A 26,969-nucleotide genomic window follows, 5' to 3' on the forward strand; every position below is an offset into this window, starting at 1 on the left:
TCGCGAAGCCGTCGTCAGGAGTAGACCGTGCTGCAACCGCCGCATTCGTCCCTGCAGGTAGCTGCCGTTCCGGCCCAGCGGGTGCCAGTGCGGGACAGGGACCAAGACGCACCCTGGCACACCGAGGCGGTGTGCCGGCGTGACGAGGCCGGCCTGTTCTTCGCACCCTCCAAAGAACCCACCGCCGCCCGGCTCTCCCGCGAGGAGGCCGCGAAGCGTGTCTGCGGGGGCTGTCCCGTCATGGTCGAGTGCCGCGAGCACGCCCTCCTCCAACCCGAGCCCTACGGCGTCTGGGGCGGCCTGACAGCGGCAGAGCGCCGAGTGGTCCTCGCCCGGCGCCGGCGTCGCGACCTGGAACTCAAGAAGGCGAGGACGGCGAACCGCATAGCCGCGGCGGGCTGACCGGCCGCACCGCGTGGCGTCGAGAGGGCGCCCCCACCGCACCGGGGGCGCCCTCTCGACGATCCGCACCGCCGCGGCGGCTACGGCACTACTTCGCGCGGTCGAAGTCGATCGCGCTGTAGGCCCGCAGCTTGCTCAGCCGGTGCTCGGAGTCGATCCTCCGCACGGTCCCCGACTTGGACCGCATCACGATGGAGTCGGTCGTGGCCGTCTCCGACCGGTACCGGACACCCCGCAGCAGCTCGCCGTCGGTGATGCCCGTGGCGACGAAGAACACGTTCTCCCCGGACACCAGGTCGTCGGTCATCAGCACCCGGTCGAGGTCGTGCCCGGCGTCGATCGCCCGCTCCCGCTCGGCGTCGTCCTTGGGCCACAGCTTCCCCTGGATCGTGCCGCCCAGGCACTTCACGGCACAGGCGGAGATGATCCCCTCGGGCGTGCCGCCGATCCCGAGCAGCAGATCGACGCCGGTGCCCTCGCGCAGCGCCAGGATCGACCCGGCCACGTCGCCGTCGGAGATCAGCTTGATGCGCGCCCCGGTGTCCCGGATCTCCTTGATGATGCCCTCGTGCCGCGGCCGGTCGAGGATGACGACGGTCACGTCCTCCGGCGTGGAGCGCTTGGCCTTGGCGACCCGGCGGATGTTCACGGACACGGGCGCGTCGATGTCGACGAAGTCGGCGGCCTCGGGCCCGGTGACCAGCTTGTCCATGTAGAAGACGGCGGACGGGTCGAACATGGAGCCGCGGTCGGCCGCCGCGAGGACGGCGATCGCGTTGGTCATGCCCTTCGCCGTCAGCGTGGTCCCGTCGATCGGGTCGACGGCGATGTCGCACTCCGGTCCGGTCCCGTCACCGACCCGCTCGCCGTTGAAGAGCATCGGCGCCTCGTCCTTCTCGCCCTCGCCGATGACGACGACGCCGTTCATCGACACGGTGTGGACGAGGGTCCGCATGGCGCGCACCGCGGCGCCGTCGGCTCCGTTCTTGTCGCCCCGGCCGACCCAGCGGCCCGCGGCCATCGCCGCGGCTTCGGTGACCCGGACGAGTTCCAGGGCGAGGTTCCGGTCGGGGGCCTCGGAGGGGACTTCGAGCTCGGACGGCAGATGATGATGCTCGGTCATCGGAGCGCACCTTTCTGATACGACGACGGCCGGATGAGGGTTCGACCGTCGACTCTATCGTCAGTCCGACAAAATGAGCAGGGGACCCCACGGATGAGCGGACCGGGCACCTGCGACGATAGGGGCGTGGCAGGTTCGAACGGTAAGCAGAAGTCGGTCCGCAACATGGTCCTCTCGCTGGGGGTGACCATCCTCGCGGCGGGAGTCGTGTATCTCTTCGTCCCGCACGACGACTCCACCCCGGACCTCCCGAAGGTCGACTACCGCGTCGAGCTGCTCACGGCCCGGCGCGCGGCCTCCTACCCGGTGGCGGCGCCCGAGCCCCTGCCCACCGGCTGGAAGGCGACCTCCGTGCGCTTCGACGGCGAGCAGTTCGACGTCTGGCATCTGGGCTTCCACTCCTCCGACGGTCAGTACGTGCAGGTCGAACAGTCGACTCAGAAGCCGTCGGCGTTCATCGACGAGGCCACTCAGGGCGGCGAGGAGTCCACGACCACCCGCCGGATCGACGGCCGGACCTGGACGCGGTACACCGGCGGCCGCTACGACGCCCTGGTGCTGGAGGAGAAGGGCTCGACCACGGTGGTGGCGGGCACGGCCTCGCTCGCGCAGCTGGAGAAGATGGCCGGGGCGCTGAAGACGACGTGACGCATGCGGAAGGGCCCCCGGCGCGGATGCCGGGGGCCCTTCTCATGTGCCACGTCTTACGTGTCACACGGGGCGTGTGTCACGCCGCCGGAACTCAGACCGTGGTGACGACCTCGTCGTACGCCAGACGCGGGGAGCGCGGGTACCAGGCGTCCTCGCCCGGCTTGCCGATGTTGACGACCATCAGCGGGGTGTGGTCGTCGTCCAGGAACTCCTTGCGGACGCCCTCGAGGTCGACGCCGGTCATCGGGCCGGCGGCCAGACCCGCGGCGCGGACGCCGATGATGAAGTACGCGGCCTGGAGGGCGGCGTTCATGCCGGCGGCGGACTCACGGGCCGGGCGCTCGCTGAAGAAGAGGTCCTTGGCCTGCGGGAAGGCCGGGAACAGGTGCGGCAGCTCCTCGTGGAACTCGTTGTCCGCGGAGAGGATCGCGACCAGCGGGGCGGTGGCGGTCTTGGCCTGGTTGCCCTCGGCCATGTGCCGCACGAGGCGCTCGCGGGCCTCGGGGGAGCGGACCAGGGTGATGCGCAGCGGGGTCTGGTTGAAGGCGGTCGGGCCGTACTTGACCAGGTCGTAGATCGCCTGCACCTGCTCCTCGGTCACCGGTTCGTCGGTGAACGTGTTGGCGGTGCGGGCCTCGCGGAACAGCAGGTCCTGGGCGGCGGAGTCAAGAACGAGAGACATGGTGAACCTTCTGGGGACGCACGTCGGACCCCGAAACGGACCGGGGGCCGGTTGACGTCCTCGACCGTACGACAGTGAAGTTCAACCTTCAACTAAAGCCGGAGCAGGGTGACCCGCTTCACAGGTCGCACGCCCTGAGCCCTACGCGGAGTCGCCGCCGCCGGAGCCGTCCTCGTCCGTGTCCCCGTCCCCGGAATCCTCGGCGAGCGCCGCGTCCAGCCGGGCCCGCGCCCCGTCCAGCCACCGTCGGCACACCTTGGCCAGCTCCTCGCCCCGCTCCCAGAGCGCGAGGGACTCCTCCAGCGTCGTACCGCCCGCCTCCAGCCGCCGTACGACCTCGATCAGCTCGTCCCGCGCCTGCTCGTACCCGAGCGCCTCGGTCACGGCCGCCGTCTCCTCCACCTTGCTGGTCATCCGCCCACCCTATGCACCGACTCGGACATCGAATCCCCCCGCACGCCGCTCACGTGTCGCCTAAGCGTCGACCCGGACGACGAACTCGCCCTCGGCCACCCGCGCCCGCAGGACCTCGTCCCCGGACACCTCACCGGGACCGCGCACGACATGCCCGTCGGACCTCTGGAGCACGGCGTACCCCCGCTGCAGGGTCGCGGCGGGGGAGAGGGCCACCACGCGCGCGTGGGTGTGCGTCAGCTCCGAGTCGGCGCGGTCGAGGAGATGCCCGACGGTGCGCCGGCCGCGGTCGAGCAGGGAGGCCACGTGGTCCGCCCGCTCGTCGATCATCCGGTGCGGATCCTCTATCGACGGCCTGGCGAGCGCGTGGGCGAGCCCGCGCTCCTCCCGGTCGACGAACGCCACGACACACCGCCGGGCCCGGTCCCGCAGCATCCGCACCCGCTCGTACTCCTCTCCGACATCCGGTACGACCTTCTTGGCGGCGTCGGTGGGAGTGGAGGCCCGCAGGTCGGCGACGTGGTCCAGCAGTGGATTGTCCGGCTCGTGCCCGATGGCGGACACCACCGGCGTACGGCACTCGGCGACGGTCCGCACGAGCTGCTCGTCGGAGAACGGCAGCAGATCCTCCACGCTGCCCCCGCCACGGGCGACGATGATCACGTCGACGTCGTCGAGCGCGTCGAGCTCCTTGACGGCCTGCACGACCTGCGGCACGGCGTGCACGCCCTGCACGGCGACATTGCGCACCTCGAAGCGGACGGCCGGCCAGCGGTGCCGGGCGTTCTCCAGGACGTCCCGCTCGGCCGCCGAGGCCCGCCCGCACACCAGCCCCACGAGCTGCGGCAGGAACGGCAACGGCTTCTTCCGCTCGGGCGCGAACAGCCCCTCCGCGGCCAGCGACTTCTTCAACCGCTCCAGACGCGCGAGCAGTTCACCCACTCCCACGGGCCTTATCTCGGCGGCCCGCAGCGACAACTGCCCCCGGGGCGCGTACCACTCGGGCTTCGCCTGGACGACCACCCGGGCGCCCTCGCTCACCACATCGGCGACCGCGTCGAACACCTGCCGATAACAGGTGACGCTCACCGAGATGTCGTACGACGGATCACGCAGCGTCAGGAACACGACCCCCGCACCCGGCCGGCGCGACAACTGGGTGATCTGCCCCTCGACCCACACGGCGCCGAGCCGATCGATCCACCCGCCGATGAGCCGCGACACCTCGCCGACCGGCAGGGGCGTTTCCGCGGACGTGTTGAGAGCCATGCCGCGAGCGTAACGGCAGGGTCCGACAACGCACCGTCACCGCCCGCCCCTACTCGCTTTCCGGCCCACGCCCCCGCTGGGCCACCAGCACCGCCACCCCGACCCCGAACCACACCGCCCCGACCACCTGCGCGGCCCGCGACGCCTCCACGATCACGGCGACCGTGATCACCGCACCGACGACCGGGACCAGCACATGCCGCCACCAGCTGACCGGTCCGCCCCGCCGTCGTACCGCGAACCAGCCGACCACGCTCGCGTGCAGGAGCGTGAAGGCCGTGAGCGCGCCGATGTCCACCACCGAGACCAGGTGGTCCATGCCGTCGTCCCGGCGGGCCGCCCAGACCGCCGCGACCAGGGTGATGACGGCCGCGCACAGCAGAGCGACCCTCGGCACTCCGGAATCCGTCTTCGACAGGGCCCGCGGCAGCCGCCGGTCCCGTCCCATCGCGAACAGCAGCCGTCCCGCGGCCGCCTGTCCGGCCAGCGCCGCGAACGCCGCCCCGATGGCCTTGCTCACGGCCACCAGATCGTGCAGCCACGTGCCGACCGAGGTGTCCACGGCGTCGTAGAACGCGGAACCCTGGCGGCCGGGATCGGCCGCGAGCTGTGCCGAGGACAGCGGCTCCAGGAGTGCCACCAGGTAGGTCTGCGCGACGAACAGCACACCCGCGAGGGCGAGACAGAACAGCACCGCCCGCGCCACCTTCCGCGAGCCGCCGGTGACCTCCTCGGCGAAGGAGGCGATCGCGTCGAAGCCGAGATAGGACAGGACCGCGATCGACACCGCCCCGATCACCGCGGACAGCGCGAACGCCCCCTGCGAGCCGTCCCCGGACAACGGCGACAGCCACCCCCGCTGCGCCCCGTCCCGCGCGAGGACGGCCACCGCGGAGACGACGAACACCAGCAGGACCACGATCTCCAGCGCCAGGACCAGAAAGCCCGCACGGGCCGCGACCCGTACGCCCCACAGGTTCAGCACGGTCGTGACGACCACCGCGAGCGCCGTCCACACCCACCGCGAGACCTCCGGGACGAGCGCGTTCATCGCGATCCCGGAGAACAGGTACGCCACCGCCGGGATGAGGAGGTAGTCCAGCATCGCCATCCACCCGGCGACGAACCCGGCCTCCCGGCCGAGCGCCACGCGCGCGTAGGCGAACACCGACCCCGCCTGCGGGACGACCCGCACCATCTGCGCGTAGCTGAATGCGGTGAACGCCATCGCCACGGTGGCGACGACATAGACGAGCGCGACCGCTCCGTGGGACTTCGCGTCCAGGGTGCCGTACACACCGACCGGAGCCATCGGCGCGATGAACAACAGCCCGTAGACGACCAGGTCACGGAAGCCGAGGCTCCGTCGCAGCCCGTCTCCCTCGGGGGCCGTACGTGCCGCCGTATCCGCCTGGGACATCACGCCTCCACCAGTGCCTCGCCCGTCGCGTCCTTCCCCACCCGTCACAGCCCACGGTCAGTCTCCCCACCATCCCGTCACCCACGCGATCTCCGACCCGCCGAACGCGGCCTTACGATGGGACGCATGACTGCTTCGCCTGGCCGCCGTGTCCTGCTCGCCGCCCCCCGTGGCTACTGCGCGGGTGTGGACCGCGCCGTGATCGCCGTCGAGAAAGCCCTGGAGCAGTACGGCGCTCCGGTGTACGTCCGGCACGAGATCGTCCACAACAAGTACGTCGTACGGACCCTGGAGAAGAAGGGCGCCATCTTCGTCGAACGGACGGAGGAGGTGCCCCCGGGCAACATCGTCATGTTCTCCGCGCACGGCGTCGCCCCCGTCGTCCACGAGGAGGCCGCGCGCGGGCAGCTCGCCACCATCGACGCGACCTGCCCCCTGGTCACCAAGGTCCACAAGGAAGCCGTCCGCTTCGCCAAGGAGGACTACGACATCCTCCTGATCGGGCACGAGGGCCACGAGGAGGTCATCGGCACCTCCGGCGAGGCGCCCGACCACATCCAGCTGGTCGACGGCCCCGAGGACGTCGCCAAGGTCGAGGTCCGCGACCCGTCGAAGATCGTCTGGCTCTCCCAGACCACGCTCTCGGTGGACGAGACGATGGAGACCGTCGACGCGCTCAAGGAGAAGTTCCCGCAGCTCATCTCCCCGCCCAGCGACGACATCTGCTACGCCACGCAGAACCGCCAGCTCGCGGTGAAGCAGATGGGCGCCGAGGCCGAGCTGGTCATCGTGGTCGGCTCCCGCAACTCCTCCAACTCCAAGCGGCTCGTCGAGGTCGCCAAGCTGGCCGGCTCCCGCGAGGCCTACCTCGTGGACTTCGCCAGCGAGATCGACGAGGCCTGGCTGGAGGGCGTCACGACCGTCGGCGTCACCTCCGGCGCCTCCGTGCCCGAGGTGCTGGTCGAAGAGGTCCTGGAGTGGCTGTCCGAGCGCGGCTACGGCGATGTCGAGCTGGTCAAGGCGGCCGAGGAGTCCATCACCTTCTCGCTGCCGAAGGAGCTGCGCCGCGACCTGCGCGAGGAGGCGGCGGCACTGATCGCGGAGCGCACGGATGCCCCGGGGGCGTGAGCCCGGTCGCTGAGCGCCCCCTCGGGGGAGTGACTGTCAGTCGTCCGTCGTAACGTAGGGCCATGCAGATCTTCGGCGTGGACATCGGTGGATCCGGGATCAAGGGCGCCCCTGTGGACCTGGACAAGGGCGACCTGGCGGAGGAGCGCTTCAAGGTGCTCACCCCGCACCCGGCGACGCCCGACGGGGTGGCGGACGGCGTGAGGCAGGTCGTCGAGCACTACGGCTGGACCGGCCCGGTCGGCCTCACCTTCCCGGGCGTCGTCACCGGCGGCGCCACCATCCGCACCGCGGCGAACGTCGACAAGAGCTGGATCGACACCGACGCGCGCGCGTTGTTCAGCGACCGCCTGGGCGGCCTGCCGGTGACCGTGGTCAACGACGCGGACGCGGCGGGCGTCGCCGAGATGAACTTCGGCGCCGGCCGGGACCGCAAGGGCACCGTCATCCTGCTGACCTTCGGCACCGGCATCGGCAGCGCGGTCTTCGTCGACGGCGTCCTGGTCCCCAACACCGAACTGGGCCACCTGGAGCTGCACGGCCACGACGCGGAGAAGCGCGCCTCCAGCAAGGCCAAGGAGGACGAGGAGCTGACCTGGGAGCACTGGGCCCACCGCGTCCAGAAGTACCTCGCCCACGTCGAGATGCTGTTCTCGCCCGAGCTGTTCATCATCGGCGGCGGAGTCAGCCGCAAGTCGCAGAAGTTCCTGCACCACATCGAGGGCATCCAGGCCGAGATCGTCCCGGCGCAGCTCCAGAACAACGCGGGGATCGTGGGAGCGGCGATGCGCGCGGCGAAGCGGGCCTGACCGGCCCGGTGTCCGTCCGGCGGGTCAGGCGGGCGGGCGGTTCCGGGCGGCGGCGGCCCGGCGGGCCATCAGGTGGACCTTCCGTACGGTCGCGATGAGCCCGGCGACGAACGTGCCGCCGTAGAGCCAGCCCGCCTGGGTCGCCAGGGCGGTGAACAGGCCCATCAGGCGGCCGCTCACCCCGCCGGTGTTGTCGGCCACGGGGAACAGGCCCGCGGTGAAGGCGATGGGCACGATGATCGGGGCGGTCAGCAGGTCACCCCGACGGATCCAGAGGGCGGTCAGCGCGCACACCGGGACGAACAGCACGCCGTACACCGTCAGCGACGACCCGAACAGCAGCGCGTCCACACAGCCGAGCAGGAACATCAGGCCCCCGCAGAACAGCCCGCCGCCGAGCCCGGTGAGCCGGGGGTTGGGCATCCGCCGTACGGCCTGGAGCAGGGGCGGGCCGGACGGCCGTACCGACGCGGGACGGCGCTGTGGTTCGCCGCCGCGGGGCGGCGCACCGGTTCTGCCGGGCCGCGCCGGCCGCTGCGGGCGGGCGCTCGCGGCCCGTGCCGCCTGCGGCGGCAGGGGCGGCGGCTCTCCGCGGCGCGTTCCGTACTGCGGGGGTCGCGTCCTGTGTTGCTCCACTGGACCAACTTAGGTCGGTTTATGTGTCGAATCGGCCCTCAGACACGCCGTCGGCCGGACCTTGGCCAAGCGTTCGATACATCGCCCGGGGCCGGACGGGCCAGCCCGTAGACTGGTGGATCGGCCCCCAGGGGCCGTCAATCGAAGTCCCCTCGCACCAGCCGCCCGCTCTCCACACTCTCACTCCGGGAAGTCGCACCGTGTCGCTCACGATCGGAATCGTCGGTCTGCCGAATGTCGGCAAGTCGACCCTGTTCAACGCCCTGACCAAGAACGACGTGCTGGCGGCCAACTACCCGTTCGCCACGATCGAGCCGAACGTCGGTGTCGTCGGCGTCCCGGACGAGCGCCTGACCAAGCTGGCCGAGATCTTCTCCTCGCAGCGGATCCTCCCCGCCACCGTCGACTTCGTCGACATCGCGGGCATCGTGCGCGGCGCGTCCGAGGGCGAGGGCCTGGGCAACAAGTTCCTCGCGAACATCCGCGAGTCCGACGCGATCTGCCAGGTCATCCGTGCCTTCAAGGACGAGAACGTCGTCCACGTCGACGGCAAGGTCTCGCCGAAGGACGACATCGAGACGATCAACACCGAGCTGATCCTCGCCGACCTCCAGACCATCGAGAAGGTCCTGCCGCGCCTGCAGAAGGAGTCGCGGATCAAGAAGGACATCGCGCCCAAGGTGGCGGCGGTCGAGGCGGCCAAGGAGATCCTGGAGAAGGGCGACACGCTCTTCTCGGCGGGCCTCGTCCAGGGCAGCGAGCGCGCGGAACTCCTCCACGACCTGCACCTGCTCACCAGCAAGCCCTTCCTCTACGTCTTCAACGTCGACGAGGACGAGCTGACCGACGACTCCTTCAAGGACGAGCAGCGCGCCCTGGTCGCCCCCGCCGAGGCGATCTTCCTCAACGCCAAGCTGGAGGCGGACCTCGCCGAGCTCGACGACGAGGACGCCATGGAGCTCCTGGAGTCGGTGGGCGCCGAGGAGCCCGGCCTCGCCACCCTCGCCCGCGTCGGCTTCACCACCCTCGGCCTCCAGACCTACCTCACCGCCGGCCCCAAGGAATCCCGCGCCTGGACGATCAAGAAGGGCGCCACCGCCCCCGAGGCCGCCGGAGTCATCCACACCGACTTCCAGAAGGGCTTCATCAAGGCCGAGGTCATCTCCTTCGACGACCTGGTCGAAACCGGCTCGGTCGCCGAGGCCCGCGCCAAGGGCAAGGCGCGCATGGAGGGCAAGGACTATGTGATGCAGGACGGGGACGTGGTGGAGTTCCGCTTCAATGTCTAGCGGGTGACATATCACCACTTCGCTGATCTGGCAAACATACAGGTCAGAGAGGGTCCGGCGCTTCGGGGTCGGGCCCTCAGTTCTTCCCGTGCTGGGATGGTGCTGGGAAAGCTGACCCCTCGTCATCTGTCATCACCCCTGCTCATCCCTACCGTGCTGGGATCGTGCTGGGAGGGGATGAGAACGCCCGTGCTGGGTTTCAGGCAGCGATCTCCCGATGCGACAGGCGGGCGGGTGGGGCTCTATTCCGCGACTTCTTCACGACTCCGGGGCCCGTTCAGATTCGATCCGTGGCGCTTTTCCTACTCGTTTGACACACTCGACGTATGGGTGAGACGACGTACAGCATCGGGGAAGGCCCGGCGACGCGGGTGAGCCTGTCGCTGCCGGAGGGGACCGCGGAGGCAATCCGGGCGCGGGTGGGCAAGCGGGAGTTCTCCGCGTTCATCGCTGAGGCGGTCGAGCGTGAGCTGCGTGGGCAGGTCCTGGACGAGTACTTGGCGGACTACGAGAGCCGCAAGGGGCCGGTTTCCGAGCCGGCTCGCCAGCGGGCGCGGCAGGTCTTCGACGAGGTGTTCGCCGAGGAGGCAGAGTGGCCCGCCGCAGGTTGAGTCACGAGGGGACGTTGGTCCTCGACAGCGAGGGACTCTCGAAGCTGCTCGCCGACGACGAGCAGGTGGTGGCTTTGATCGCTGAGGCGCGCTCGCGCGGCATGGAGGTCGTTATCAGTGCGCTCGCCATCATCGAAGCCGTCCACGCTCGTACGAACAAGTCCCGCCTGAACTGGGTGCTTTCCGGGCTGCGGGTCGTCCCGGTCGGCGACGAAGAGGCGAGGGCGGCCTCGAAGTTGCTGATGAATGCCGGGTTGCACGGACACAAGTACGCGATCGATGCGGCCGTCGCCGAGGCCGCGCTGCGACAGCACCGCCCCGTGGTCATGCTGACGTCCGATATTGACGACATGGCCAAGCTGTGCGGCGAAAGGGTCCGGCTCGTGGCGGTGTGATTTCCCTTATTCGGCGGATCTCCGGTTTCGGTATTCCGCGATCCGCCGCTGTAGTGCCGCTCTTTCCGTGGGGGCTCCAGTGGCCGAGGAGGGCTTGAGGCCGTCGCCGCTCGGATTCGGCGGAGTGGGCAGTTTCGGCGCTGATGCCGATGTGGTGAGGTGTCGCACATACACGTCCGCGAACGTGAGCCACGCCTCGACCTCGGTCCGACTTGCCCGGGCGACAGTGATGTGGCGTGGTCGCGTACTGCGGCGATGTATTCGGTCAGGCGGCTGACCTGGTACCAGACGGCTGCCTGTTCTCCGAGGTGTTTGACGCGGTAGGCGTAGGCGGCGCGGGCTTCCTGCACGGCGGCTTCCCAGCGCTCTTGCTGTGCCCCTCTGGCTTGCTGGTCCGCAAGGTGTTTACGTTCCGCGGCTTCGCCGCGGAGGCCGACCCCCGGTGCCGGGCGGTAGCACGGACACGCTTCGGGACGAGGAGGCGCCCCCTGCGGACGATTGCGCTGGTGCATCGGTAGGGTCCGCTGCGATGCACCGGGCCCGCGGCTCCGCGGTCCGTGAGGAGGAGGATCACCATGGCCGATCGTGGGCACGAGGTCGCGGGGGACGAGGCAGCTGCCGCGCCGCCGCCCCAGGCTCGTCCGGCGGGCGCGCGGGACGCCGTACGGCTTGCGGTGGTGATCGGTGCTCTCGGCGTCGTCTTCGGTGACATCGGCACCAGCCCGATCTACACCCTCCAGACGGTGTTCAACCCGAGCGATCCGCACCCCGTGCCGGTCACCACGGACAACGTGTACGGAGTGGTGTCGCTGGTGTTCTGGTCCGTGGTGGTCATCGTCACGGTCACCTATGTGCTGCTTGCGATGCGTGCCGACAACGAGGGCGAGGGCGGGATCATGGCGCTGATCACGCTGCTGAGGCGGTGGAGCTCGCAGCGAGGCCGGCGAGCCGCCGCGGTACTGGCGGCGCTGGGCATCTTCGGCGCGTCGCTGTTCTTCGGCGACAGCATGATCACCCCGGCGATCTCGGTGCTGTCCGCGGTCGAGGGGCTCAAGGTCGTCGAGCCGTCGCTGGACAGCGCGGTCGTGCCCGTCACCGCGGTGATCATCGTGCTGCTGTTCCTGGTGCAGCGCCGGGGAACCGCGGCGGTGGGCCGGGTGTTCGGGCCGGTGATGATCGCCTGGTTCGTGGCCATCGGCGCGTGCGGCGTCGTCGGTATCGCCGACCACCCGGGCATCCTCAGGGCGTTGTGGCCCAGCTACGCCCTGGGTTTTCTGTTCGGCCATTTCGGCACCGCCTTCTTCGCGCTCGCGGCGGTCGTGCTCGCGGTCACCGGCGCCGAGGCGCTGTACGCGGACATGGGGCACTTCGGCCGCCGGGCCATCACGCGCGCCTGGATGTTCCTCGTCTTCCCCGCCTGCGTCCTGAGCTACCTCGGCCAGGGCGCGCTGATCCTCGACGATCCGGAGAACATCAGCAGCCCGTTCTTCCTGCTGGTGCCCGACTGGGGACGGTGGCCGATGGTCCTCCTGGCCACCGCGGCCACCGTGATCGCCTCCCAGGCGGTGATCACCGGCGCGTACTCGGTCGCCTCCCAGGCGGCCCGGCTCGGCTACCTGCCGAGGCTGCGTATCGCGCACACCTCCGAGTCCACCATCGGCCAGATCTACGTCCCCTGGATCAACTGGCTGCTGATGGTCTCGGTCCTCACCCTGGTCTTCGCCTTCCGCAGTTCCACGGCGCTGGCCTTCGCGTTCGGCATGGCGGTCACCGGCACCATCACCATCACCACCCTGCTGTTCTTCTACGTAGCCCGCGCGAAATGGGGCACGCCCGTGTGGCTGGTCGCGACCGGAGCGACCGTGCTGCTCGCGGTCGACCTGCTGTTCGTGGCGGCCAACCTGACCAAGTTCGTCCACGGCGCGTGGCTGCCGCTGCTCATCGGTCTCACCGCGTTCACGGTCATGACGACCTGGCAGCGCGGCCGGGACATCGTCACCGCGGAACGTGCCCGTCACGAGGGCTCCCTGCGCGAGTTCGTCGACCAACTCCGCAGCGGGGAGGCGTCGGAGCGCCAGGTCCCCGGGACGGCCGTCTTCCTCAACCGGGGCAAGGAGACCGCTCCGCTGGCCATGCGGGCCAATGTCGAACACAACCACGTGCGGCACGACCACGTCGTGATCCTGTCCATCCGCACCGAGCCCGTGCCCCGCGTCCCGGCCGACCGGCGGATCGTCGTCGACGACCTCGGCTACGCCGACGACGGGATCATCCACGTCACCGCCCGGTTCGGCTACATGGAGACACCGGACGTGCCCGGCACGCTGGCGATGCTCGACCCGGCCGAGACCGAGGGACCGTTGCAGCTCGACCAGGCGTCGTACTTCCTGTCGAAGATCGAGCTACGGCGGGGCAAGGCACCGACCATGGCGCCCTGGCGCAAACGGCTGTTCATCGCCACCTCCTACATCACGGCCGACGCCGCCGAGCACTTCGGCCTCCCGCGCGACCGAACGGTCATCATGGGCTCGCACATCGAGGTGTAGGCGTGTCTGTCATCGACGGTCGTGGCGCGGACTGTGGGCACGCCGCAGGCGGCAGTCGCCGTCCTGACCGTCCCGCGGTGAAGACAGCGGGTCCGGCCTCAACGCGGACGGTGCCCGGCCACGCTTCGTGTCAGTCGGCTGATCCGCTCAGCAGGGCCCGCGCCCTGCGCTCGACCAGTACGGGCACGAAATCGCGCACGGGCCGGTCCGTGAACGACGCGTGAGCCCTGGCGACGGCGGCCTGGACCTCGGCCGGGCTGTGTGTCGCGCTGAAGATGTGTGTCAGACGTTCCACCACGCCACGGATGGCATCGTCCTCACGTGCCTTGTCCGCCACGGCGCCACCTGCCTCGAAGCGTGCTTCCCGGCCCCCGCTGGGATTCTCGCGCATACGCACCGTGCTGGTGTGATCATCGCGGTCCTGTGGTGTGAGAGCCACGCCGGCATTCGCACGCCGTGCGTAACAGTTCTGGACTGTCGGGGTTCGAATCCGTGTCCGGGCTCTACGTTGAGGACAGCCGTCCGCGCCTCCTGGCGCATCAGTGAGGGCCCATCCCGTGGGAGAGCGAGCCTGCGGCGCACACCCACGAGCGCCGGGCTTGCCTTCCACTCCCGCGGAAGTCGCCGACAGCCCGGCCGGTCCCTCGGGGCGACTTCGAGGCCGGGCCGCACCACGCCCCCGGCAGCCTGGGGGGAGTGCTCCAGTGACTCGTTCGGGGGAGGACGAGGGCACTTTGGAGGAGCACGCGGCCGCCGTTGCGAACGGCGGCCGCCGCCCGTTCCCTCTTCCGCCACCAGTCCCCGAGGCCGCCACCCAGCGTGACTCCACCTGCGGTGACCGGTGACGCTCTGCAGCATCCCAGCGCCTGGGTTCTGGGCGGTCGGCCGGAGAGTAGGCTGCAGACACCGAGGGCATTTCGTGCGCTGGTGGCCGTGCTGACGCCGTTTTCGGTGTACGACAACGCCGGGCCGGTGTGACCGGGCCCGGAGGCGGGTCCGCGTCATGGAACCGACTGCCGAACACCCCTCTGCCGGCCCGAAGCGCCCTTCCCCACCGCCGTCGGTCAGGCTTTCGCTGGCGCCGTACGAAGCCGTCCGGGGCGGACTCGACGGGGCCTGGTGGCCCTACTCCCACAGTCTCGTCGACGAACTTCCCGTCCTGGTGGAAGCGGTGGGCGGGGTGGGCAGCATCACCAGGGTCGTCCTGGGGATCGACCTGTGGCCCGATATTCCGCACCGGATCCCCGTCGGCGGGCACTTCGTGACCGTCGGGTGGTTCGTGTCCGGTCACGAGCAGAACGAGATCTTGCTCTGCTCCTACAGCGAAGGCTTCCGCACGTTGCTCGTTGTCCCTCCCGCGACGGCGGCCGACGCGGGAGCCTGGCTGCTGAGCACATCTGTTCCGGTCGACGTCCGCCGCACCGCCACCGAACTCCTGGCGATCGCGACGGCCCGCTTCGACGTACCGTCCGCTGCCGAGAGCATCACCGAACGAAACCTGTTCGGACCATGAGAATGAGCTCGACTCGGTCATGGCGGCTGCGGATCAGGTCAGGACAGTCCCGACTCCCGCAGCACCGCCCGAGCCGTCTCGTCGTCGATGCGGCGGCCCAGGCGGTCGAGGACGTCCGCTCCGTGGCGCAGTGTTCCGCGTTCCAGGGAGCGGTGGACACCTGTGTCGAGCTCGTGCCAGAGCAGGGGGTTGGCGGCGAGGGTGCGCGGGTCGAGCTCCAGGCTGTGGCCGTGGACGTCCCGCAGGACCAGGTGGGCGGAGACGCCGTCGTGTTGCCGTACGGCGGTCAGCGCGTCCGTGTGGATCACTCGCCTGCGCCAGGGGGTGCGTACGGCCAGCCAGCCGGGGCCCGCGCTCACCCGCGGCGGCAGCAGCACGGCGCACACCGTGGCTGACAGGGTGACCCAGATCAGGGCGCGCAGCGGTGTCAGGCTTCCGGCGTCCCAGTCGACCAGGAGATCCATGGCGCAGAAGAGCAGGGCGCAGCCGACCGCGAACCGGGCGCTGTCACGCCAGTGGCGGTCGTCGACCTTGTCCGCCGGTCCGTTGCGTTCCATGCCCCCGAGGCTAGGCGGCCGTAAGGCGGTCGGCTGCCGACACTGACGGGGTCCTGACGCCGTACGGGTGAGTATTGACGGCATCCTGACGGGGGCGCCGGAGGTTCAGCCGGTGTGCACCCGCGGGCGGCGTGCCCGGTCCGGTTCCGCCTCGCGCAGGACCTCCCGGGTGACCGGGGCCACCTCGCCCTGCCCGAAGAGGAAGAAGCGCAGGAAGTTGGCGAACGGGCCGCCCTCGGTCCACTCGAAGTAGATGTGCGGGGTGCAGCCCGTCTCGTCGCGAACGTGAAGCAGGAGGGCGGCGAGCGCGTTGGGGACGGACGAGGACTCCAGGGTCAGGACGCGGTAGCGGTTGTGCAGGACCTCACCGCGGACCGTCAGGCCGGCCTCGAACTCCGAGGGGTCCGTCACGGTCACCTCGACGAAGACGAAGTCCTCCCGCTCCGGCATGTCGTTGTCGGCGCGGATCTGCTCGATCTTGTCGCGGTACTCGGCCTTGTCGCGCTGGTCGGGCTCGTTGGCGATGAAGCGGATCTTGCGGCTGGCGATGTCGCGGATGAATCGTTCCGCCATGTCGTCCAGCTCGACGTGCGTGACGCGCAGCTCGAAGGCGCGGGCCAGGCGGGAGAGGAGGGAGACGAGGATGATGCCGGCGATGAAGCAGGCGCCGATCTTGACGCCGTCGGGGCGTTCGATGACGTTGACGACGGTGACGTAGAGGAAGACCACCGAGATGACCCCGAAGCCGACGGTCCAGTTCCGCTGGCCGGCCTTGTGGGCGGCGATGGTCACCGCGACCGCGGCCGAGCTGATGAGGACGAGGACGCCGGTGGCGTAGGCGCCGCCCTGGGCGTCGACGTCGGCGTCGAAGATCCAGGTGACCAGGAAGCCGATGAGGGTGAAGACGATGACCATGGGGCGCACGGCGCGGGCCCAGTGCGGGGCCATGCCGTAGCGGGGCAGGTAGCGGGGCATCAGGTTGAGCAGGCCGGCCATCGCGGAGGCGCCGGCGAACCACAGGATGGCGATGGTCGAGATGTCGTAGACCGTGCCGAAGGCACCGCCGAGGTACTCGTGGGCGAGATAGGCGAGGGCGCGGCCGTTGGCCGGGCCGCCCGACTCGAAGTCCTTCTCCGGGATGAGGAGGGTGGTGATGAAGCTGGTGGCGATCAGGAAGACGCTCATGATGACCGCGGCGGCTGTCAGGAGCTTCTTGGTGTCCCGGATGCGGCCCTTGGGGCTTTCCTCCGTGTCGCTGTCGTCGCCCTTCACGTGGGGCATGACCGCGACGCCGGTCTCGAAGCCGGACAGGCCGAGCGCGAGCTTCGGGAAGACGATGAGGGCGACGCCGATCATCACGAAGACGTTCCCGTGCTCGGCGGTCAGGGCGCTGGACCAGTCGGTGACGACGTGGCCCGCGGTGATGATGTGCCAGAAGCCGACGATCACGACGACGACGTTCAGGGCGAGGTAGAGGCCCACCAGGACGACCGCGACGCCGATCGCCTCCAGGAAGCCCTTGAGGAACACCGCGCCGAGCAGGGCGACCAGGACCAGGGTGATCAGCATCTGCTGGTCGTGCAGGGCGCTGTTCAGGTGCGGGTTCTCGACCAGGTGGGTGGAGGCGTCGGCGGCGGAGAGGGTGATGGTGATCAGGAAGTCGGTGGCGGCGAAGCCCAGCAGGGTCAGGACGAAGAGCTTGCCCTTCCAGAAGGACAGCAGCCGCTCCAGCATCGCGATCGAGCCCTCTCCGTGCGGGCTCTCCTCGGCGACCCGGCGGTAGACGGGCAGGGCGCCGGCCAGGGTCACGATCACCAGGACGATGGTGGCGATCGGGGAGAGCAGGCCGGCTGCCAGGGCCGCGATGCCCGGCTGGTAGCCGAGGGTGGAGAAGTAGTCGACACCGGTCAGGCACATCACCCGGTACCACGGCTCGCCCTTGTGCGCGGGCTTCGGTTCGGCGTGGGGGCCCGTGTGGCCACCTGCCCTGCCCATCTCGGACAGGCCCTGCAGCATCCACGCGCGCAGCCGCTGCGGAGGGCGTTCGGTGGTGACCATCGGAGGGCTCCTGGTGCGCGGCTCGGTGAGGGGTTCGGGCCATCACACGGACGGCGGCACCAGCGTAAGCAGAGAGTGACGCCTGGGCCCACGGGAGCGTGCTCCGAACGCGTCAAGACTCCGTTAAGGGCGGCGGGTGTGCCCCTCTTTTCCCGCACCTCGGCCGAGCGGAGGTCCTTGGCGAGGGTTCCGCCCGGCCGGGGTGCGCCCGGGGCTCAGCGGGCCGGGGCTGTGGCCTGTCGGGCCTCGCGGATGCAGGTGTCGAGGATGCCGATCGCGGTGTCGACGTCGTCGTCGGTGTGGTCCGCCATGGCCTGGAGACGGAAGCGGGCTGCGTCGGAGGCGACGGCCGGCTGTTCGACGAGGTGGGCGATGAGGCCGGCGCGGGCGATGAGGCCCGAGGCCGTGCGGCCGGTCGGGGTGTCGCCGATGAGGACGGGCACGACCGGGCAGACGACGTCGCCCATGACCTCCAGGCCCCGTGCCGTCAGTCCTTCCCTCAGCCGGGTCGCGACCCTGGCGACGGCCGCCCGGCGTCGCGCGCCCTCCGGCGAGGTCACGACACCCAGGGCCGCGAGGGCGGCGGCGGTCTGTACGGGGGTGATGGCGCTGGAGAAGGTCTGCGGACCGCCGAACATGCGCACGTACTCCCGCGCGGAGGCGGACGGCGTGGCCAGGAAGCCGCCGGTGGTGGCGAAGGTCTTGGAGAAGGCGCCGACGACGAAGTCGACCTGGCCGAGGATCCCGTGGACCTCCAGCTGGCCGCCCCCGCTCTCGCCCATGGCGCCGAAGTCGTGGGCGACGTCGACCATCAGCTGGGCGCCGTACTCGCGGCAGATGCCGAGGAGTTCGGCGAGCTGCGGGGTGTCGGAGTCCATGGAGAAGACGCCCTCGGTGACGACGAGGACGGCGTTCTTGGTGTCGGTGGCGCGGATGCCCGTCAGATGGCGGCGGACGGCCTCGTTGTCGAGGTGCCGGAAGAACTCGACGGTGGCTCCGCTGGCGGCGGCGCCCTGGCGCAGGGAGTCGTGGGAGAGCTTGTCGAGCAGGATGTGGTCGCGGCGGTGCATCAGGGCCCGGATGGTGCCGAAGCCCGACGCCCAGCCGGTGGGGAAGAGCGCCACGTGGTCGGTGCGCAGGGCCTCGGCCAGTCCGGCTTCCAGGGCCTTGCTGATCGGGTTGGCGCCGCCGAGGGCGGGGGAGCCGGCGGTGATCGGGCCGTAGGCGCGCAGGGCCTGGTGCGCGGCGTCGAGGACCGCGGGGTGGCCGGTGAGGGAGAGGTAGTCCTGGCCGCCGAAGTTGGGGCCGTGGGTGATCACACCGGTGTCGGACACGGCGGTCGCCCGGGTGGTCAGGGCCGTGTCGTAGCGGCGGAAGTAGGGCCACAGGTCGGCCTGCTCGCGGTCCCGCTGCCAGGCGAGGTAGGCGTCGTTGCGGGTGGTGAGATCGGGGCCGGACACCGTGCGGAACCGCATGATGTCCTTCTCCCGGGCATCGGCCAGCCGGCCGTCGTCCGGCCCTGCCTGAGTGGGGGTGGCGGGCACAGTGATGGTCATGTCGTGCGTCTTCTCCTGTGATGGGGGAGGTCCGGGACCTTGTCGACCGGGCGGGTCTCGCCGGGGCGGTGGGCCTGTGGTGACGCTATGACGCAGAGGGCAAAGAACGGGTCTGCCCTGATGTGTTCTTGATCGGCAGAGAGTGTTTTCTGACGCCGGGTTGACGTCGGGTCAGCGCCGGGGCGGCATCCTGCGGGGGATGCGCTACGACCGCCGCTCGACGACCTTCGCGTGTACGAGTGTTCCGACGAGCTCGATGCGCAGGCGCGGGTCGGCGGTGGAGTTCCTGGAGCGGAGCTTGATCTTTGAGTAGGTCAGGCCGAGCCCGCCGGTGTCGATCACCAGGTCCCGCGCGCCTGCGAAGATCAGCTTGCCGTGCGTCATGTCCGCCTCGATGCGCAGGACGTCCGAGGTGATCGCCGCGTGGGTGAAGTCGAAGGTGACCCGGCACAGTTGTGTGCGCAGGGCGATGCGTGCGGGTACCGTCCAGCGGCCCTCCCGTACGTACTTGCCACCGTGCTGCTCGACGACGAGTACGTCTTCGCCTTTGACGAGCGAGGGCGGGATCGGCAGGTCGGCGGTGAGCCCGGCCAACTCGCCGAGCGTCCGGGCCGAGAGCGCGCTCTCCAGCCGCGCGTCGAGTTCCTCGGCGTCGAGCCGGCCGTCACCGGCGGCGACCCGCAGCACCTCCACGACGTGGTCGCGGTCCTCGTGCGATGCCCGCATGTCCGGGATGTCGTTCGACATGGCCGACACGTTAGCGGCACCGCGCGACGGCCACCAGGTACGACGACCGGGGGCGGGCGACCGGGGATTCACTGTTCCCCGTCGCCCGCCCCTGCGGTCCGTGGTGCTCCGTCAGCTCTGGCCGGCCCTGCGGCCGTGGTTGGCCTTCTTCTTCCGGCGTGCCCTCTTCTTGCGGGCGCGCTTCGACATGTACGTCAGCTCCTCTGCCGGTGAAGGGCCTTCAAGCGGTGCGGTCGACCAGCAGGTCCGCCAGTTTGTTGAGGCGCCTGACGGTGCGGTCCTCCGTCGCGGCCGGGGCCGGGTCGACGCGCTCGTCGCGGTCGTAGTAGGCGCCGTTGACGATCTCGACGGCCGGGTCGCACAGCCGCACCACGTGGGCGGCGCCCTCGGCGGGGGAGACGCCCTCGTGGGAGTACAGGGGAAGCAGCGCGGTGTCGCACACGCCCGGGTGCACGGAGACCGCGGTGACACGTGGGTCGGCGGCGAAGACCGTGAGCGCCAGCTGCGACTGGGCGTAGGCGGCGAGCCGGGAGTAGCGGCGGGCGCGGTTGGGGTCGGACCACTGGATGGAGGCCGTGCGGTGCAGGGCCGAGGACACGTTGACGACCCGGCCGCCCGGGTCGCTCGTCAGGGCCGGCTCCAGCAGGCAGGTCAGCAGGTAGTGGGCGAGGAAGTTGACCTGGAAGGCGATCTCGTTGCCGTCGGCGGTGACCGTGTGCCGCTCCGGGGCGGCCATGCCCGCGTTGTTGACGAGCACGTCGAGGTGCGGGTGTTCGGTGATCACCTTGCGGGCGAGGGTCTCGACCTCGTCGAGGCGGGTGAAGTCGGCACCGTACGTGCACAGTCGGCCGGCGTCGACGCCCGCGGTGGCGATGAGGCGGTCGGCGGCGGCGCGGGCCTCCTCGGTGGTGCGGCCGTGGAGCAGCACGGTGGCGCCGCGCTCGGCGAGCTGCCGGGCGGTCTCGTGGCCGATGCCGGAGGTGGCGCCAGTGACGAGCACGGTACGGGACGAAAGGTAGGTGTCGGACATGATTTCCATCTGAGGTTGAGGCACGCGGCACACCGCCCTGGCAAGGGGGCGGTGTCAGGTGCGGGAGTGAGAAACAAGGAAGGGGGGCGCCGTGTGGCATCACGGCGCCCCGGGGATGCGGAAAGCGTCAGCGGGACACGGACGCGGGTGTTTCCGCACAGCGCGGCGCACGACGGGGCGGCCGAGCGGAACTCGGGGGCCGGTCGAAGAGAAGCCAGGCGCTGTTCACGTCATCCATGGAAGCCGTGGGGCACGGCCGGGGCAAGCTTGGAGCGTCTTCTCTGACGGGGCTCTGACGTGTGTGTGACGTGCGCATACGGGGCCTTGACGGGGAGCCGGGCGGGCCCGGTTCAGCCGAGGCCGGGCACGCGCGAGATCAGCAGGTCGATCAGCTTGATGCCGACGAACGGCAGGACCAGCCCGCCGAGGCCGTACAGCAGCAGGTTGCGGCGCAGCAGTTCATGGGCGGAGGAGGGCGTGCAGCGCACGCCGCGCAGGGCGAGCGGGATCAGCGCCACGATGATCACGGCGTTGAAGATGATCGCCGAGGTGATGGCGGAGGTCGGGCTGTGCAGGCCCATGACGTTCAGGGACTCCAGGCCCGGATATGCGCCCGCGAACATCGCCGGGATGATCGCGAAGTACTTGGCGACGTCGTTGGTGATGGAGAACGTGGTCAACGCACCGCGGGTGATGAGGAGTTGCTTGCCGATCTCGACGATCTCGATGAGCTTGGTCGGGTTGGAGTCGAGGTCGACCATGTTGCCGGCCTCCTTGGCGGCCGACGTGCCCGTGTTCATGGCGACGCCGACGTCCGCCTGCGCGAGGGCGGGCGCGTCGTTGGTGCCGTCACCGGTCATCGCGACGAGCTTCCCGCCCGTCTGCTCGCGCTTGATGAGGGCCAGCTTGTCCTCGGGGGTGGCCTCGGCCAGGTAGTCGTCCACGCCCGCCTCCTGGGCGATGGCGCGGGCGGTGAGCGGGTTGTCGCCCGTGATCATGACGGTACGGATGCCCAGGCGGCGCAGTTCGGCGAAGCGTTCGCGGATGCCGTCCTTGACCACGTCCTTGAGGTGGACCAGCCCGAGGACACGCGGTCCGTGCCAGTCGTGCACGGCCACCAGCAGAGGGGTCCCGCCGGAGGTGGCCACCGAGTCGGCGAAGCGCCGTGCCTCGGGCGGGACCTGGCCGCCGTACATCTGGACCCATTCGATGACCTGCTGGGTGGCCCCCTTGCGGATGGCGCACACCGCGCCGTTGTCCCAGCGCAGGTCGATCCCGCTCATCCGGGTCCGCGCGCTGAAGGGGACCCAGCGGGCGTTCGCCAACTCGCCCTCCGCGGGCGCCCGTAGGCCGTACCGGTTCTTGGCGAGGACGACGACGGAGCGGCCCTCGGGCGTCTCGTCGGCCAGTGAGGACAGCTGGGCGGCGTCCGCGAGCTGTGCCTCGTCGACGCCGGGCAGCGGGACGAACGCGGCGGCCTCGCGGTTGCCCAGGGTGATGGTGCCGGTCTTGTCCAGCAGCAGGGTGTTCACGTCCCCGGCCGCCTCCACCGCCCGGCCGGACATGGCCAGCACGTTGCGCTGCACCAGGCGGTCCATGCCGGCGATGCCGATCGCGGACAGCAGGGCGCCGATCGTGGTCGGGATGAGGGTGACGAGCAGCGCGACCAGGACGGTCGTCGACTGGGCCGCGTCGGCGTACTCGGCCATCGGCTGGAGGGTGACCACGACCAGCAGGAAGACGATCGTGAGCGAGGCCAGCAGGATGTTGAGCGCGATCTCGTTCGGGGTCTTCTGCCGGTCGGCGCCCTCGACCAGGGCGATCATCCGGTCCAGGAAGCTGTGGCCGGGACGTGCGCCGACCCGCACCACGATCCGGTCGGACAGGACCGTCGTACCGCCCGTCACCCCGCTGCGGTCGCCGCCCGCCTCCCGGATGACGGGCGCCGACTCACCGGTGACCGCCGACTCGTCGACCGCGGCGACGCCGTCGACGACATCGCCGTCCGCCGGGATCATCTCGCCGGCCTCGACGAGTACGACGTCCAGTGGCCTCAGGTCGGTGGCGGCGACCGCCTCGGTGCGGGCGCTGCGCAGGTCGGTGCCCCAGCGCCAGTCGAGCAGCCGCAGGGCGACCGTGTCCGTGCGGGCCCTGCGCAGCGACTCGGCCTGCGCCTTGCCCCGGCCCTCCGCGACGGCCTCGGCGAGGTTGGCGAAGACCACGGTCAGCCACAGCCAGGCGCTGATGACCCAGGTGAACACGGCCGGGTGCAGCAGCGCGGACAGGGTGGTCAGCGCCGCGCCCACGGACACCACGAAGAGCACGGGGTTCCTGCCCAGGGTCCTCGGGTGCAGTTTGCGCAGTGCTTCGGGGAAGGAGCTGACGAGTTGGGCGGGTTCGAAGGCGCCGCTCGGGGCGCGGCGCCGGGCTCCCCCTTCGGGTGCGGGTCCTGTGGTGCGCTGGGGGCGGGACTGCGGGGCCTGCTCGGGCGCGGCGGGATGCATGACACCTTCGTGGTTCGGCGCGGCAGGCGCCAGGGCGTGCCGGCGGACGGGTGGGACACCTGGGGGCCGTGCGGTGCCGGGGCCCCGGCACCGCACGGTGGTGCGTGGACGTCGGCGCGGGAAGACGAGGGGACGCCACACGCCGGTGCCTGCCTTCGGGGCACGCACCGGGCCGCCGTGAGCCCCTTTCGGAGTGGGCACTCCGGAGCCGGTGAGGCCGTTGACGCGACGGCCTCGGCGGCGGACCACCCAGGAACCTATCCGCGACGGATGGTCCAACAACCCTGCTCAGCACGGAATTTGCGGCTTTCATACGGGACCGGCGCGCACACCGTCAAGGTCCCGTCAAACAACCCCGGCGTGCCGTCAGAAGGCCGTCAACGACGCCCGCACCTGGCCGGATCCGGTCGCAGACTGAGCGGCAACGGGGGGACGGACGACCGTCCGTCGCGTGACGGGGAGGCACCGTGACCATCACGGCCGGTACATCGCACAGACCTCAGCCGGAGGTCGGCGCGCAGCCGCCGGTCACCCCGCTCGGGGGCGACCCCGGACCGCGGCGGCGAGGGGTGCCGTGGACGGGCGGTCCGGGGCGCCGCCCGAGACAGCGGGCCGTGGCCGCGCGGGCCGCTCTGCGCCGCCGCTACTGGGCCACCGTGCCCGCGCGGCTGCGCCTCCTGCGCGCGGCCACGGTCCTGCTCACCGGAACCCTCGCCGCCCTGCTCCTGGCGGCAGGGCTCACCACCCTGGGCACCTGGAACAGCGTGGCCGGTCACGACGCGCCCCGCACCACCAGCGCGGCCGACCTCGACCTGGCCCTCAACGACATGGACGCCCAGGCCGCCAACATCCTGCTGTCCAACGGCGACGCGGGACAGGGCCGACTGCGGACGCCGTACGCCAAGGCCGTCGGCTACTACGGCGATGCCCGGCGCGAGATCGGGCACGACCTGCGCACCCTCGCCGTCGCCGCGCAGGGCAGCCGGTCCGACGAGAGGACGGTGGAGTCGCTGACCGACGGCTTCGCCGAGTACCAGGAGCTGATCGGCCGGGCCCTGGAGAACGCCGGCCATCGCGGCGGCAAGGCGGGCGCCCTCGCCGACTACCGTCGCGCGACCGACCTGCTGCGCACGCGACTCCTGCCCGCCGCAAGCACGCTGGTGGCCTCGAACGACGCGGCCTTCGACGCAGAGTACGCCTCGGCGCGCTCCGGCCTGGGCACCCGGCTCACCGCCGTCCTGGCCCTCGGCGTGCTGCTGCTGACCACGCTCGGCGTCCTCCAGTGCTACCTGGCCCGCCGCTTTAGGCGCGTCCTCAACCCCGCGGTACTGGCCGCCACCGTGTGCGCGCTGCTCGCCGTGATCCTCGGGACGCAGATGCTGTCCGCCTCCGCCGGCCACCTGCGCGTGGCCCGGCACGACGCCTTCGACTCCGTGGTCGCCCTCGATCGCGCCCGTGCCGTCGCCTACGACGCCAACGCCGACGAGAGCCGCTACCTGCTCGACCCGCAGCGCCGTGACCAGTACGCGGACGCGTTCCTCGCCAAGTCCCAGCAGCTGTACGGCGTCAAGGGCGCGACTCTCCCGACGTACGACTCCCGGCTCGCGACCACCTGGCAGGCGTACGAGACCGACCACCACGACCTGCGCTTCACCGGCGAGTTCCGCCGCGAGCTGGACAACATCACCTTCCCCGGCGAGCGGGCGGCGGCCGAGAAGACGGTGCGGACCTACGCCGTCTACCAGCGCGACGACCGGAGGATCCGCGCGCTGCTGGCGGCCGGGAAGGAACAGGAGGCGGTGGAGTTCTGCATGGGGTGGGCGGCGGGCACGTCCAACGCGCACTTCGGGGCGTGGATGGCCGCGCTGGACGAGGTGGCGGGCATCAACCGCGCCCACTTCACGTCGTCCGTCGGTGCGGGGAGGGCGACGGTGGGCGGCCTTCTTCCGTGCGCGTGCGGGTTCCTGGCGGCTGCCGCTCTGCTGACCCTGCTCGGGCTGCGCCCCCGGTTGGCGGAGTTCCGTTAGGCGTCCGCCAGCCGGGCCTCCTCCAGGTCGAGGGAGCGCTGCAGCCTGCGGCGCGTGGTGTCGCTGATGGTGTGGGCGTCGTAGAGGCGCTGCAGTTCGGTGCCCTCGACGAGGATCAGGTCCCGGCGGAGCTGACGGTAGACCCGGTCGGCCGACTCGGTCGCCGCGCCGTCGCTCCTGTTCTGCTCGGCGAGGCGGTCGCGGGCGTCGTCCAGGCGGGCGCTGAGACCACGCCGGAGCCGGTCCAGGACGACCTCGGGCACGACCTCCAGTTCCGCGAGCTCCTCAAGGTGGGCCAGGCCCGCGTGGGCGAGGCGGGAGCGGGCCTCGGCCTCCTCGCGCGCCGTGTGCGCGGGCTCCAGCGCCAGGCCGGAGCGGCGGACGACCGGAGCGAGGGTGAAGCCCTGCACGACGAGGGTGACGACCACGACCGACGTGGTCAGGACCAGGACCAGCGGCCGGTCGGCCAGCGGGGCGCCGTCCTGCATGAGCTCCGGGATGGACAGGGCGGCGGCCAGCGGCATCACCCCGCGGGTGCCGGCCCACGTCAGCACCATCGGCACCCGCCAGTTCACCCGGCCCAGGCCGCCTTTGCGCTGCACGACCGCGGACAGGGGCGCGAGCCACAGCATGCGGACGGCGACGAGGGTGGCGGCGACGGCGAGGGCGTACAGCGGCCAGGCCCGGTCGCCGTCGTCCAGTGCCCGCACCTGGGCCGGGAGCGCCAGCCCTATGAGGCTGAAGACCACGCTCTCCAGGAGGAACACGACGGTGCCGTACACGGCGTGCAGCTGGAGGCGGATGCGGGCGTCGGTGAGGCGGTCGCCGCGCCCGCCGAGGACCACGCCCGCCACCACGCAGGACGTGACTCCGGAGGTGTGCGCGATCTCCGCCAGCAGGTAGGCGGCGTACGGGGTGACCAGAGCGATCACCGTCTCCAGCACCGGGTCCGCGGTACGGCGCCGGATCAGCGCGACGACTCCGGCGACCGCGGCCCCGATCATCGTGCCGCCGCCCGCGAGCACCAGGAACTCGGCCCCCGCCGCACCCCAGTCGGCGGCGGCGGACGCCACGGCGATGCCTGCGGCCACCCGCACGAGCACCAGCGAGGTCGCGTCGTTGAACAGGCTCTCCGCCTGGACCAGGACCTGCACGCGAGGCGGCAGGGCGAGCCGGCGGCCGAGCGCGGTCACCGCCACCGGGTCGGTGCTGGCCAGGATCGCGCCCAGCACGAACGCCATCTGCCAGGACAGGGGAGTGACCAGCGCGGCCACCGCGGCCACGGCCGCGGCGGAGGCCAGCACCAGGCCGATGGCGAGGATCCCGACCGGTCTCCACACCGCGCGCAGCTCCCGCCAGGGCATGTCCTCCGCGCTGGCGTACAGCAAAGGCGGCAGCACGACGAGGCCGATGATCTCGGGGCTGATCTCGATCTGCGGGGTGCCCGGCAGCAGCGCCACGCCGAGACCGGCGACCACGAGGAGAGAAGGGGCGGGTATGCGCCACCGGCGCGCGAAGGTGGCCACCACCGTGGCGAGAACCACGAGGGCGAGAACCGTCCCGACGCCGCGCATGCCGTCTCCCCGGACTCACGAGGGGAAC

The 26,969-nt window shown here is 70.8% G+C and carries 25 protein-coding genes; 10 read left to right on the plus strand and 15 right to left on the minus strand.

Annotated features, from left to right (window positions below; genetic code table 11):
- The first annotated feature begins 27 nt into the window (after positions 1 to 27).
- Positions 28 to 402: a WhiB family transcriptional regulator gene (locus K4B79_RS11845; RefSeq protein ID WP_232026468.1), complete on the plus strand. Its 375-nt coding sequence runs from the start codon at positions 28 to 30 to the stop codon at positions 400 to 402.
- 88 nt (positions 403 to 490) lie between these two features.
- Here the strand turns inward: K4B79_RS11845 and glpX are convergent, their stop codons facing one another.
- A complete protein-coding gene (gene glpX, locus K4B79_RS11850) occupies positions 491 to 1,525 on the minus strand; it encodes a class II fructose-bisphosphatase (protein ID WP_232026469.1) in 1,035 nt (344 codons plus the stop codon).
- Between the two features lie 126 nt (positions 1,526 to 1,651).
- On the opposite strand from glpX, the gene K4B79_RS11855 reads away from it, so the two are divergent.
- The gene (locus K4B79_RS11855) at positions 1,652 to 2,173 is read left to right on the plus strand and encodes a DUF4245 domain-containing protein (protein ID WP_232026470.1); all 522 of its coding nucleotides are present in this window, start codon (positions 1,652 to 1,654) and stop codon (positions 2,171 to 2,173) included.
- Between the two features lie 94 nt (positions 2,174 to 2,267).
- On the opposite strand, the gene K4B79_RS11860 is transcribed toward K4B79_RS11855, so the two are convergent.
- From K4B79_RS11860 to K4B79_RS11875, 4 genes are all read right to left on the minus strand, one after another.
- Positions 2,268 to 2,858 (minus strand): malonic semialdehyde reductase, encoded by a 591-nt coding sequence (locus K4B79_RS11860; RefSeq protein ID WP_232026471.1) that lies wholly within the window; start codon positions 2,856 to 2,858, stop codon positions 2,268 to 2,270.
- 141 nt (positions 2,859 to 2,999) lie between these two features.
- Positions 3,000 to 3,272: an exodeoxyribonuclease VII small subunit gene (locus tag K4B79_RS11865; RefSeq protein ID WP_232026472.1), complete on the minus strand. Its 273-nt coding sequence runs from the start codon at positions 3,270 to 3,272 to the stop codon at positions 3,000 to 3,002.
- A gap of 60 nt (positions 3,273 to 3,332) precedes the next feature.
- Positions 3,333 to 4,541 (minus strand): exodeoxyribonuclease VII large subunit, encoded by a 1,209-nt coding sequence (gene xseA, locus K4B79_RS11870; RefSeq protein WP_232026473.1) that lies wholly within the window; start codon positions 4,539 to 4,541, stop codon positions 3,333 to 3,335.
- A 49-nt stretch (positions 4,542 to 4,590) separates the two neighbouring features.
- Positions 4,591 to 5,961: an APC family permease gene (locus tag K4B79_RS11875; RefSeq protein WP_232026474.1), complete on the minus strand. Its 1,371-nt coding sequence runs from the start codon at positions 5,959 to 5,961 to the stop codon at positions 4,591 to 4,593.
- Between the two features lie 117 nt (positions 5,962 to 6,078).
- Here K4B79_RS11875 and K4B79_RS11880 point away from each other — a divergent pair, with 117 nt between their 5' ends.
- On the plus strand, positions 6,079 to 7,089 hold the full coding sequence (locus K4B79_RS11880; RefSeq protein ID WP_232026475.1) for a 4-hydroxy-3-methylbut-2-enyl diphosphate reductase: 1,011 nt from the start codon (positions 6,079 to 6,081) through the stop codon (positions 7,087 to 7,089).
- A 62-nt stretch (positions 7,090 to 7,151) separates the two neighbouring features.
- Positions 7,152 to 7,898 (plus strand): polyphosphate--glucose phosphotransferase, encoded by a 747-nt coding sequence (ppgK, locus tag K4B79_RS11885; RefSeq protein ID WP_232026476.1) that lies wholly within the window; start codon positions 7,152 to 7,154, stop codon positions 7,896 to 7,898.
- Between the two features lie 24 nt (positions 7,899 to 7,922).
- Here ppgK and K4B79_RS11890 read toward each other — a convergent pair whose 3' ends face one another.
- On the minus strand, positions 7,923 to 8,534 hold the full coding sequence (locus K4B79_RS11890; RefSeq protein ID WP_232026477.1) for a DUF6542 domain-containing protein: 612 nt from the start codon (positions 8,532 to 8,534) through the stop codon (positions 7,923 to 7,925).
- Positions 8,535 to 8,734: 200 nt separating this feature from the next.
- On the opposite strand from K4B79_RS11890, the gene ychF reads away from it, so the two are divergent.
- From ychF to K4B79_RS11910, 4 genes are all read left to right on the plus strand, one after another.
- Complete coding sequence (ychF, locus tag K4B79_RS11895) at positions 8,735 to 9,823, plus strand: redox-regulated ATPase YchF (RefSeq protein WP_232026478.1); 1,089 nt, start codon at positions 8,735 to 8,737, stop codon at positions 9,821 to 9,823.
- A 326-nt stretch (positions 9,824 to 10,149) separates the two neighbouring features.
- Positions 10,150 to 10,434: a hypothetical protein gene (locus K4B79_RS11900; RefSeq protein WP_093721254.1), complete on the plus strand. Its 285-nt coding sequence runs from the start codon at positions 10,150 to 10,152 to the stop codon at positions 10,432 to 10,434.
- Entirely contained in the window at positions 10,416 to 10,829 is a 414-nt protein-coding gene (locus K4B79_RS11905; protein ID WP_232026479.1) for a DNA-binding protein, read from the plus strand. Before K4B79_RS11900 ends, K4B79_RS11905 begins: the two co-directional genes overlap by 19 nt.
- A gap of 575 nt (positions 10,830 to 11,404) precedes the next feature.
- Positions 11,405 to 13,375 carry a potassium transporter Kup gene (locus tag K4B79_RS11910; RefSeq protein ID WP_232026480.1) on the plus strand — a complete coding sequence of 657 codons (1,971 nt, stop codon included), beginning with the start codon at positions 11,405 to 11,407 and terminating at the stop codon, positions 13,373 to 13,375.
- Positions 13,376 to 13,505: 130 nt separating this feature from the next.
- On the opposite strand, the gene K4B79_RS11915 is transcribed toward K4B79_RS11910, so the two are convergent.
- Positions 13,506 to 13,766 (minus strand): three-helix bundle dimerization domain-containing protein, encoded by a 261-nt coding sequence (locus tag K4B79_RS11915; RefSeq protein WP_232026481.1) that lies wholly within the window; start codon positions 13,764 to 13,766, stop codon positions 13,506 to 13,508.
- 612 nt (positions 13,767 to 14,378) lie between these two features.
- Between K4B79_RS11915 and K4B79_RS11920 the strand changes: the two genes are divergently transcribed.
- Positions 14,379 to 14,888, plus strand: a complete 510-nt coding sequence (locus tag K4B79_RS11920) for a DUF5994 family protein (protein ID WP_232026482.1) — start codon at positions 14,379 to 14,381, stop codon at positions 14,886 to 14,888.
- A gap of 38 nt (positions 14,889 to 14,926) precedes the next feature.
- On the opposite strand, the gene K4B79_RS11925 is transcribed toward K4B79_RS11920, so the two are convergent.
- The 7 genes from K4B79_RS11925 to kdpB form a co-directional block, all read right to left on the minus strand.
- Positions 14,927 to 15,445 (minus strand): hypothetical protein, encoded by a 519-nt coding sequence (locus K4B79_RS11925; protein ID WP_232026483.1) that lies wholly within the window; start codon positions 15,443 to 15,445, stop codon positions 14,927 to 14,929.
- Positions 15,446 to 15,550: 105 nt separating this feature from the next.
- Entirely contained in the window at positions 15,551 to 17,503 is a 1,953-nt protein-coding gene (locus tag K4B79_RS11930) for an APC family permease (protein ID WP_232026484.1), read from the minus strand.
- 215 nt (positions 17,504 to 17,718) lie between these two features.
- Entirely contained in the window at positions 17,719 to 19,059 is a 1,341-nt protein-coding gene (locus tag K4B79_RS11935; protein WP_232026485.1) for an aminotransferase class I/II-fold pyridoxal phosphate-dependent enzyme, read from the minus strand.
- 204 nt (positions 19,060 to 19,263) lie between these two features.
- On the minus strand, positions 19,264 to 19,806 hold the full coding sequence (locus tag K4B79_RS11940) for a DUF1707 SHOCT-like domain-containing protein (RefSeq protein WP_232026486.1): 543 nt from the start codon (positions 19,804 to 19,806) through the stop codon (positions 19,264 to 19,266).
- Between the two features lie 111 nt (positions 19,807 to 19,917).
- Positions 19,918 to 19,995, minus strand: coding sequence for a 50S ribosomal protein bL37 (locus K4B79_RS48595; RefSeq protein ID WP_370863322.1), 78 nt, complete (start codon positions 19,993 to 19,995; stop codon positions 19,918 to 19,920).
- Between the two features lie 31 nt (positions 19,996 to 20,026).
- Positions 20,027 to 20,836 (minus strand): SDR family NAD(P)-dependent oxidoreductase, encoded by an 810-nt coding sequence (locus K4B79_RS11945; RefSeq protein WP_232026487.1) that lies wholly within the window; start codon positions 20,834 to 20,836, stop codon positions 20,027 to 20,029.
- A 350-nt stretch (positions 20,837 to 21,186) separates the two neighbouring features.
- A complete protein-coding gene (gene kdpB / locus K4B79_RS11950) occupies positions 21,187 to 23,340 on the minus strand; it encodes a potassium-transporting ATPase subunit KdpB (protein ID WP_232026488.1) in 2,154 nt (717 codons plus the stop codon).
- Between the two features lie 467 nt (positions 23,341 to 23,807).
- Here kdpB and K4B79_RS11955 point away from each other — a divergent pair, with 467 nt between their 5' ends.
- A complete protein-coding gene (locus K4B79_RS11955) occupies positions 23,808 to 25,367 on the plus strand; it encodes a hypothetical protein (RefSeq protein ID WP_232026489.1) in 1,560 nt (519 codons plus the stop codon).
- Here K4B79_RS11955 and K4B79_RS11960 read toward each other — a convergent pair.
- Complete coding sequence (locus K4B79_RS11960) at positions 25,364 to 26,941, minus strand: Na+/H+ antiporter (protein WP_232026490.1); 1,578 nt, start codon at positions 26,939 to 26,941, stop codon at positions 25,364 to 25,366. The genes K4B79_RS11955 and K4B79_RS11960 overlap by 4 nt on opposite strands.
- Positions 26,942 to 26,969: the final 28 nt, after the last annotated feature.

This window comes from Streptomyces lincolnensis, assembly GCF_021173675.1.
In the GTDB taxonomy this organism is placed as follows: Bacteria; Actinomycetota; Actinomycetes; order Streptomycetales; family Streptomycetaceae; genus Streptomyces; species Streptomyces lincolnensis_B.

What these genes read in the sequence shown, in the direction of transcription:
- glpX (WP_232026469.1), bottom strand. Translation starts at nt 1,525, where the DNA reads ATGACCGAGCATCATCATCTGCCGTCCGAGCTCGAAGTCCCCTCCGAG.
- K4B79_RS11860 (WP_232026471.1), bottom strand. Translation starts at nt 2,858, where the DNA reads ATGTCTCTCGTTCTTGACTCCGCCGCCCAGGACCTGCTGTTCCGCGAG.
- K4B79_RS11865 (WP_232026472.1), bottom strand. Translation starts at nt 3,272, where the DNA reads ATGACCAGCAAGGTGGAGGAGACGGCGGCCGTGACCGAGGCGCTCGGG.
- xseA (WP_232026473.1), bottom strand. Translation starts at nt 4,541, where the DNA reads ATGGCTCTCAACACGTCCGCGGAAACGCCCCTGCCGGTCGGCGAGGTG.
- K4B79_RS11875 (WP_232026474.1), bottom strand. Translation starts at nt 5,961, where the DNA reads ATGTCCCAGGCGGATACGGCGGCACGTACGGCCCCCGAGGGAGACGGG.
- K4B79_RS11880 (WP_232026475.1), top strand. Translation starts at nt 6,079, where the DNA reads ATGGGACGCATGACTGCTTCGCCTGGCCGCCGTGTCCTGCTCGCCGCC.
- ppgK (WP_232026476.1), top strand. Translation starts at nt 7,152, where the DNA reads ATGCAGATCTTCGGCGTGGACATCGGTGGATCCGGGATCAAGGGCGCC.
- K4B79_RS11900 (WP_093721254.1), top strand. Translation starts at nt 10,150, where the DNA reads ATGGGTGAGACGACGTACAGCATCGGGGAAGGCCCGGCGACGCGGGTG.
- K4B79_RS11910 (WP_232026480.1), top strand. Translation starts at nt 11,405, where the DNA reads ATGGCCGATCGTGGGCACGAGGTCGCGGGGGACGAGGCAGCTGCCGCG.
- K4B79_RS11915 (WP_232026481.1), bottom strand. Translation starts at nt 13,766, where the DNA reads ATGCGCGAGAATCCCAGCGGGGGCCGGGAAGCACGCTTCGAGGCAGGT.
- K4B79_RS11920 (WP_232026482.1), top strand. Translation starts at nt 14,379, where the DNA reads ATGGAACCGACTGCCGAACACCCCTCTGCCGGCCCGAAGCGCCCTTCC.
- K4B79_RS11925 (WP_232026483.1), bottom strand. Translation starts at nt 15,445, where the DNA reads ATGGAACGCAACGGACCGGCGGACAAGGTCGACGACCGCCACTGGCGT.
- K4B79_RS11930 (WP_232026484.1), bottom strand. Translation starts at nt 17,503, where the DNA reads ATGGTCACCACCGAACGCCCTCCGCAGCGGCTGCGCGCGTGGATGCTG.
- K4B79_RS11935 (WP_232026485.1), bottom strand. Translation starts at nt 19,059, where the DNA reads ATGACCATCACTGTGCCCGCCACCCCCACTCAGGCAGGGCCGGACGAC.
- K4B79_RS11940 (WP_232026486.1), bottom strand. Translation starts at nt 19,806, where the DNA reads ATGTCGAACGACATCCCGGACATGCGGGCATCGCACGAGGACCGCGAC.
- K4B79_RS48595 (WP_370863322.1), bottom strand. Translation starts at nt 19,995, where the DNA reads ATGTCGAAGCGCGCCCGCAAGAAGAGGGCACGCCGGAAGAAGAAGGCC.
- K4B79_RS11945 (WP_232026487.1), bottom strand. Translation starts at nt 20,836, where the DNA reads ATGTCCGACACCTACCTTTCGTCCCGTACCGTGCTCGTCACTGGCGCC.
- kdpB (WP_232026488.1), bottom strand. Translation starts at nt 23,340, where the DNA reads ATGCATCCCGCCGCGCCCGAGCAGGCCCCGCAGTCCCGCCCCCAGCGC.
- K4B79_RS11960 (WP_232026490.1), bottom strand. Translation starts at nt 26,941, where the DNA reads ATGCGCGGCGTCGGGACGGTTCTCGCCCTCGTGGTTCTCGCCACGGTG.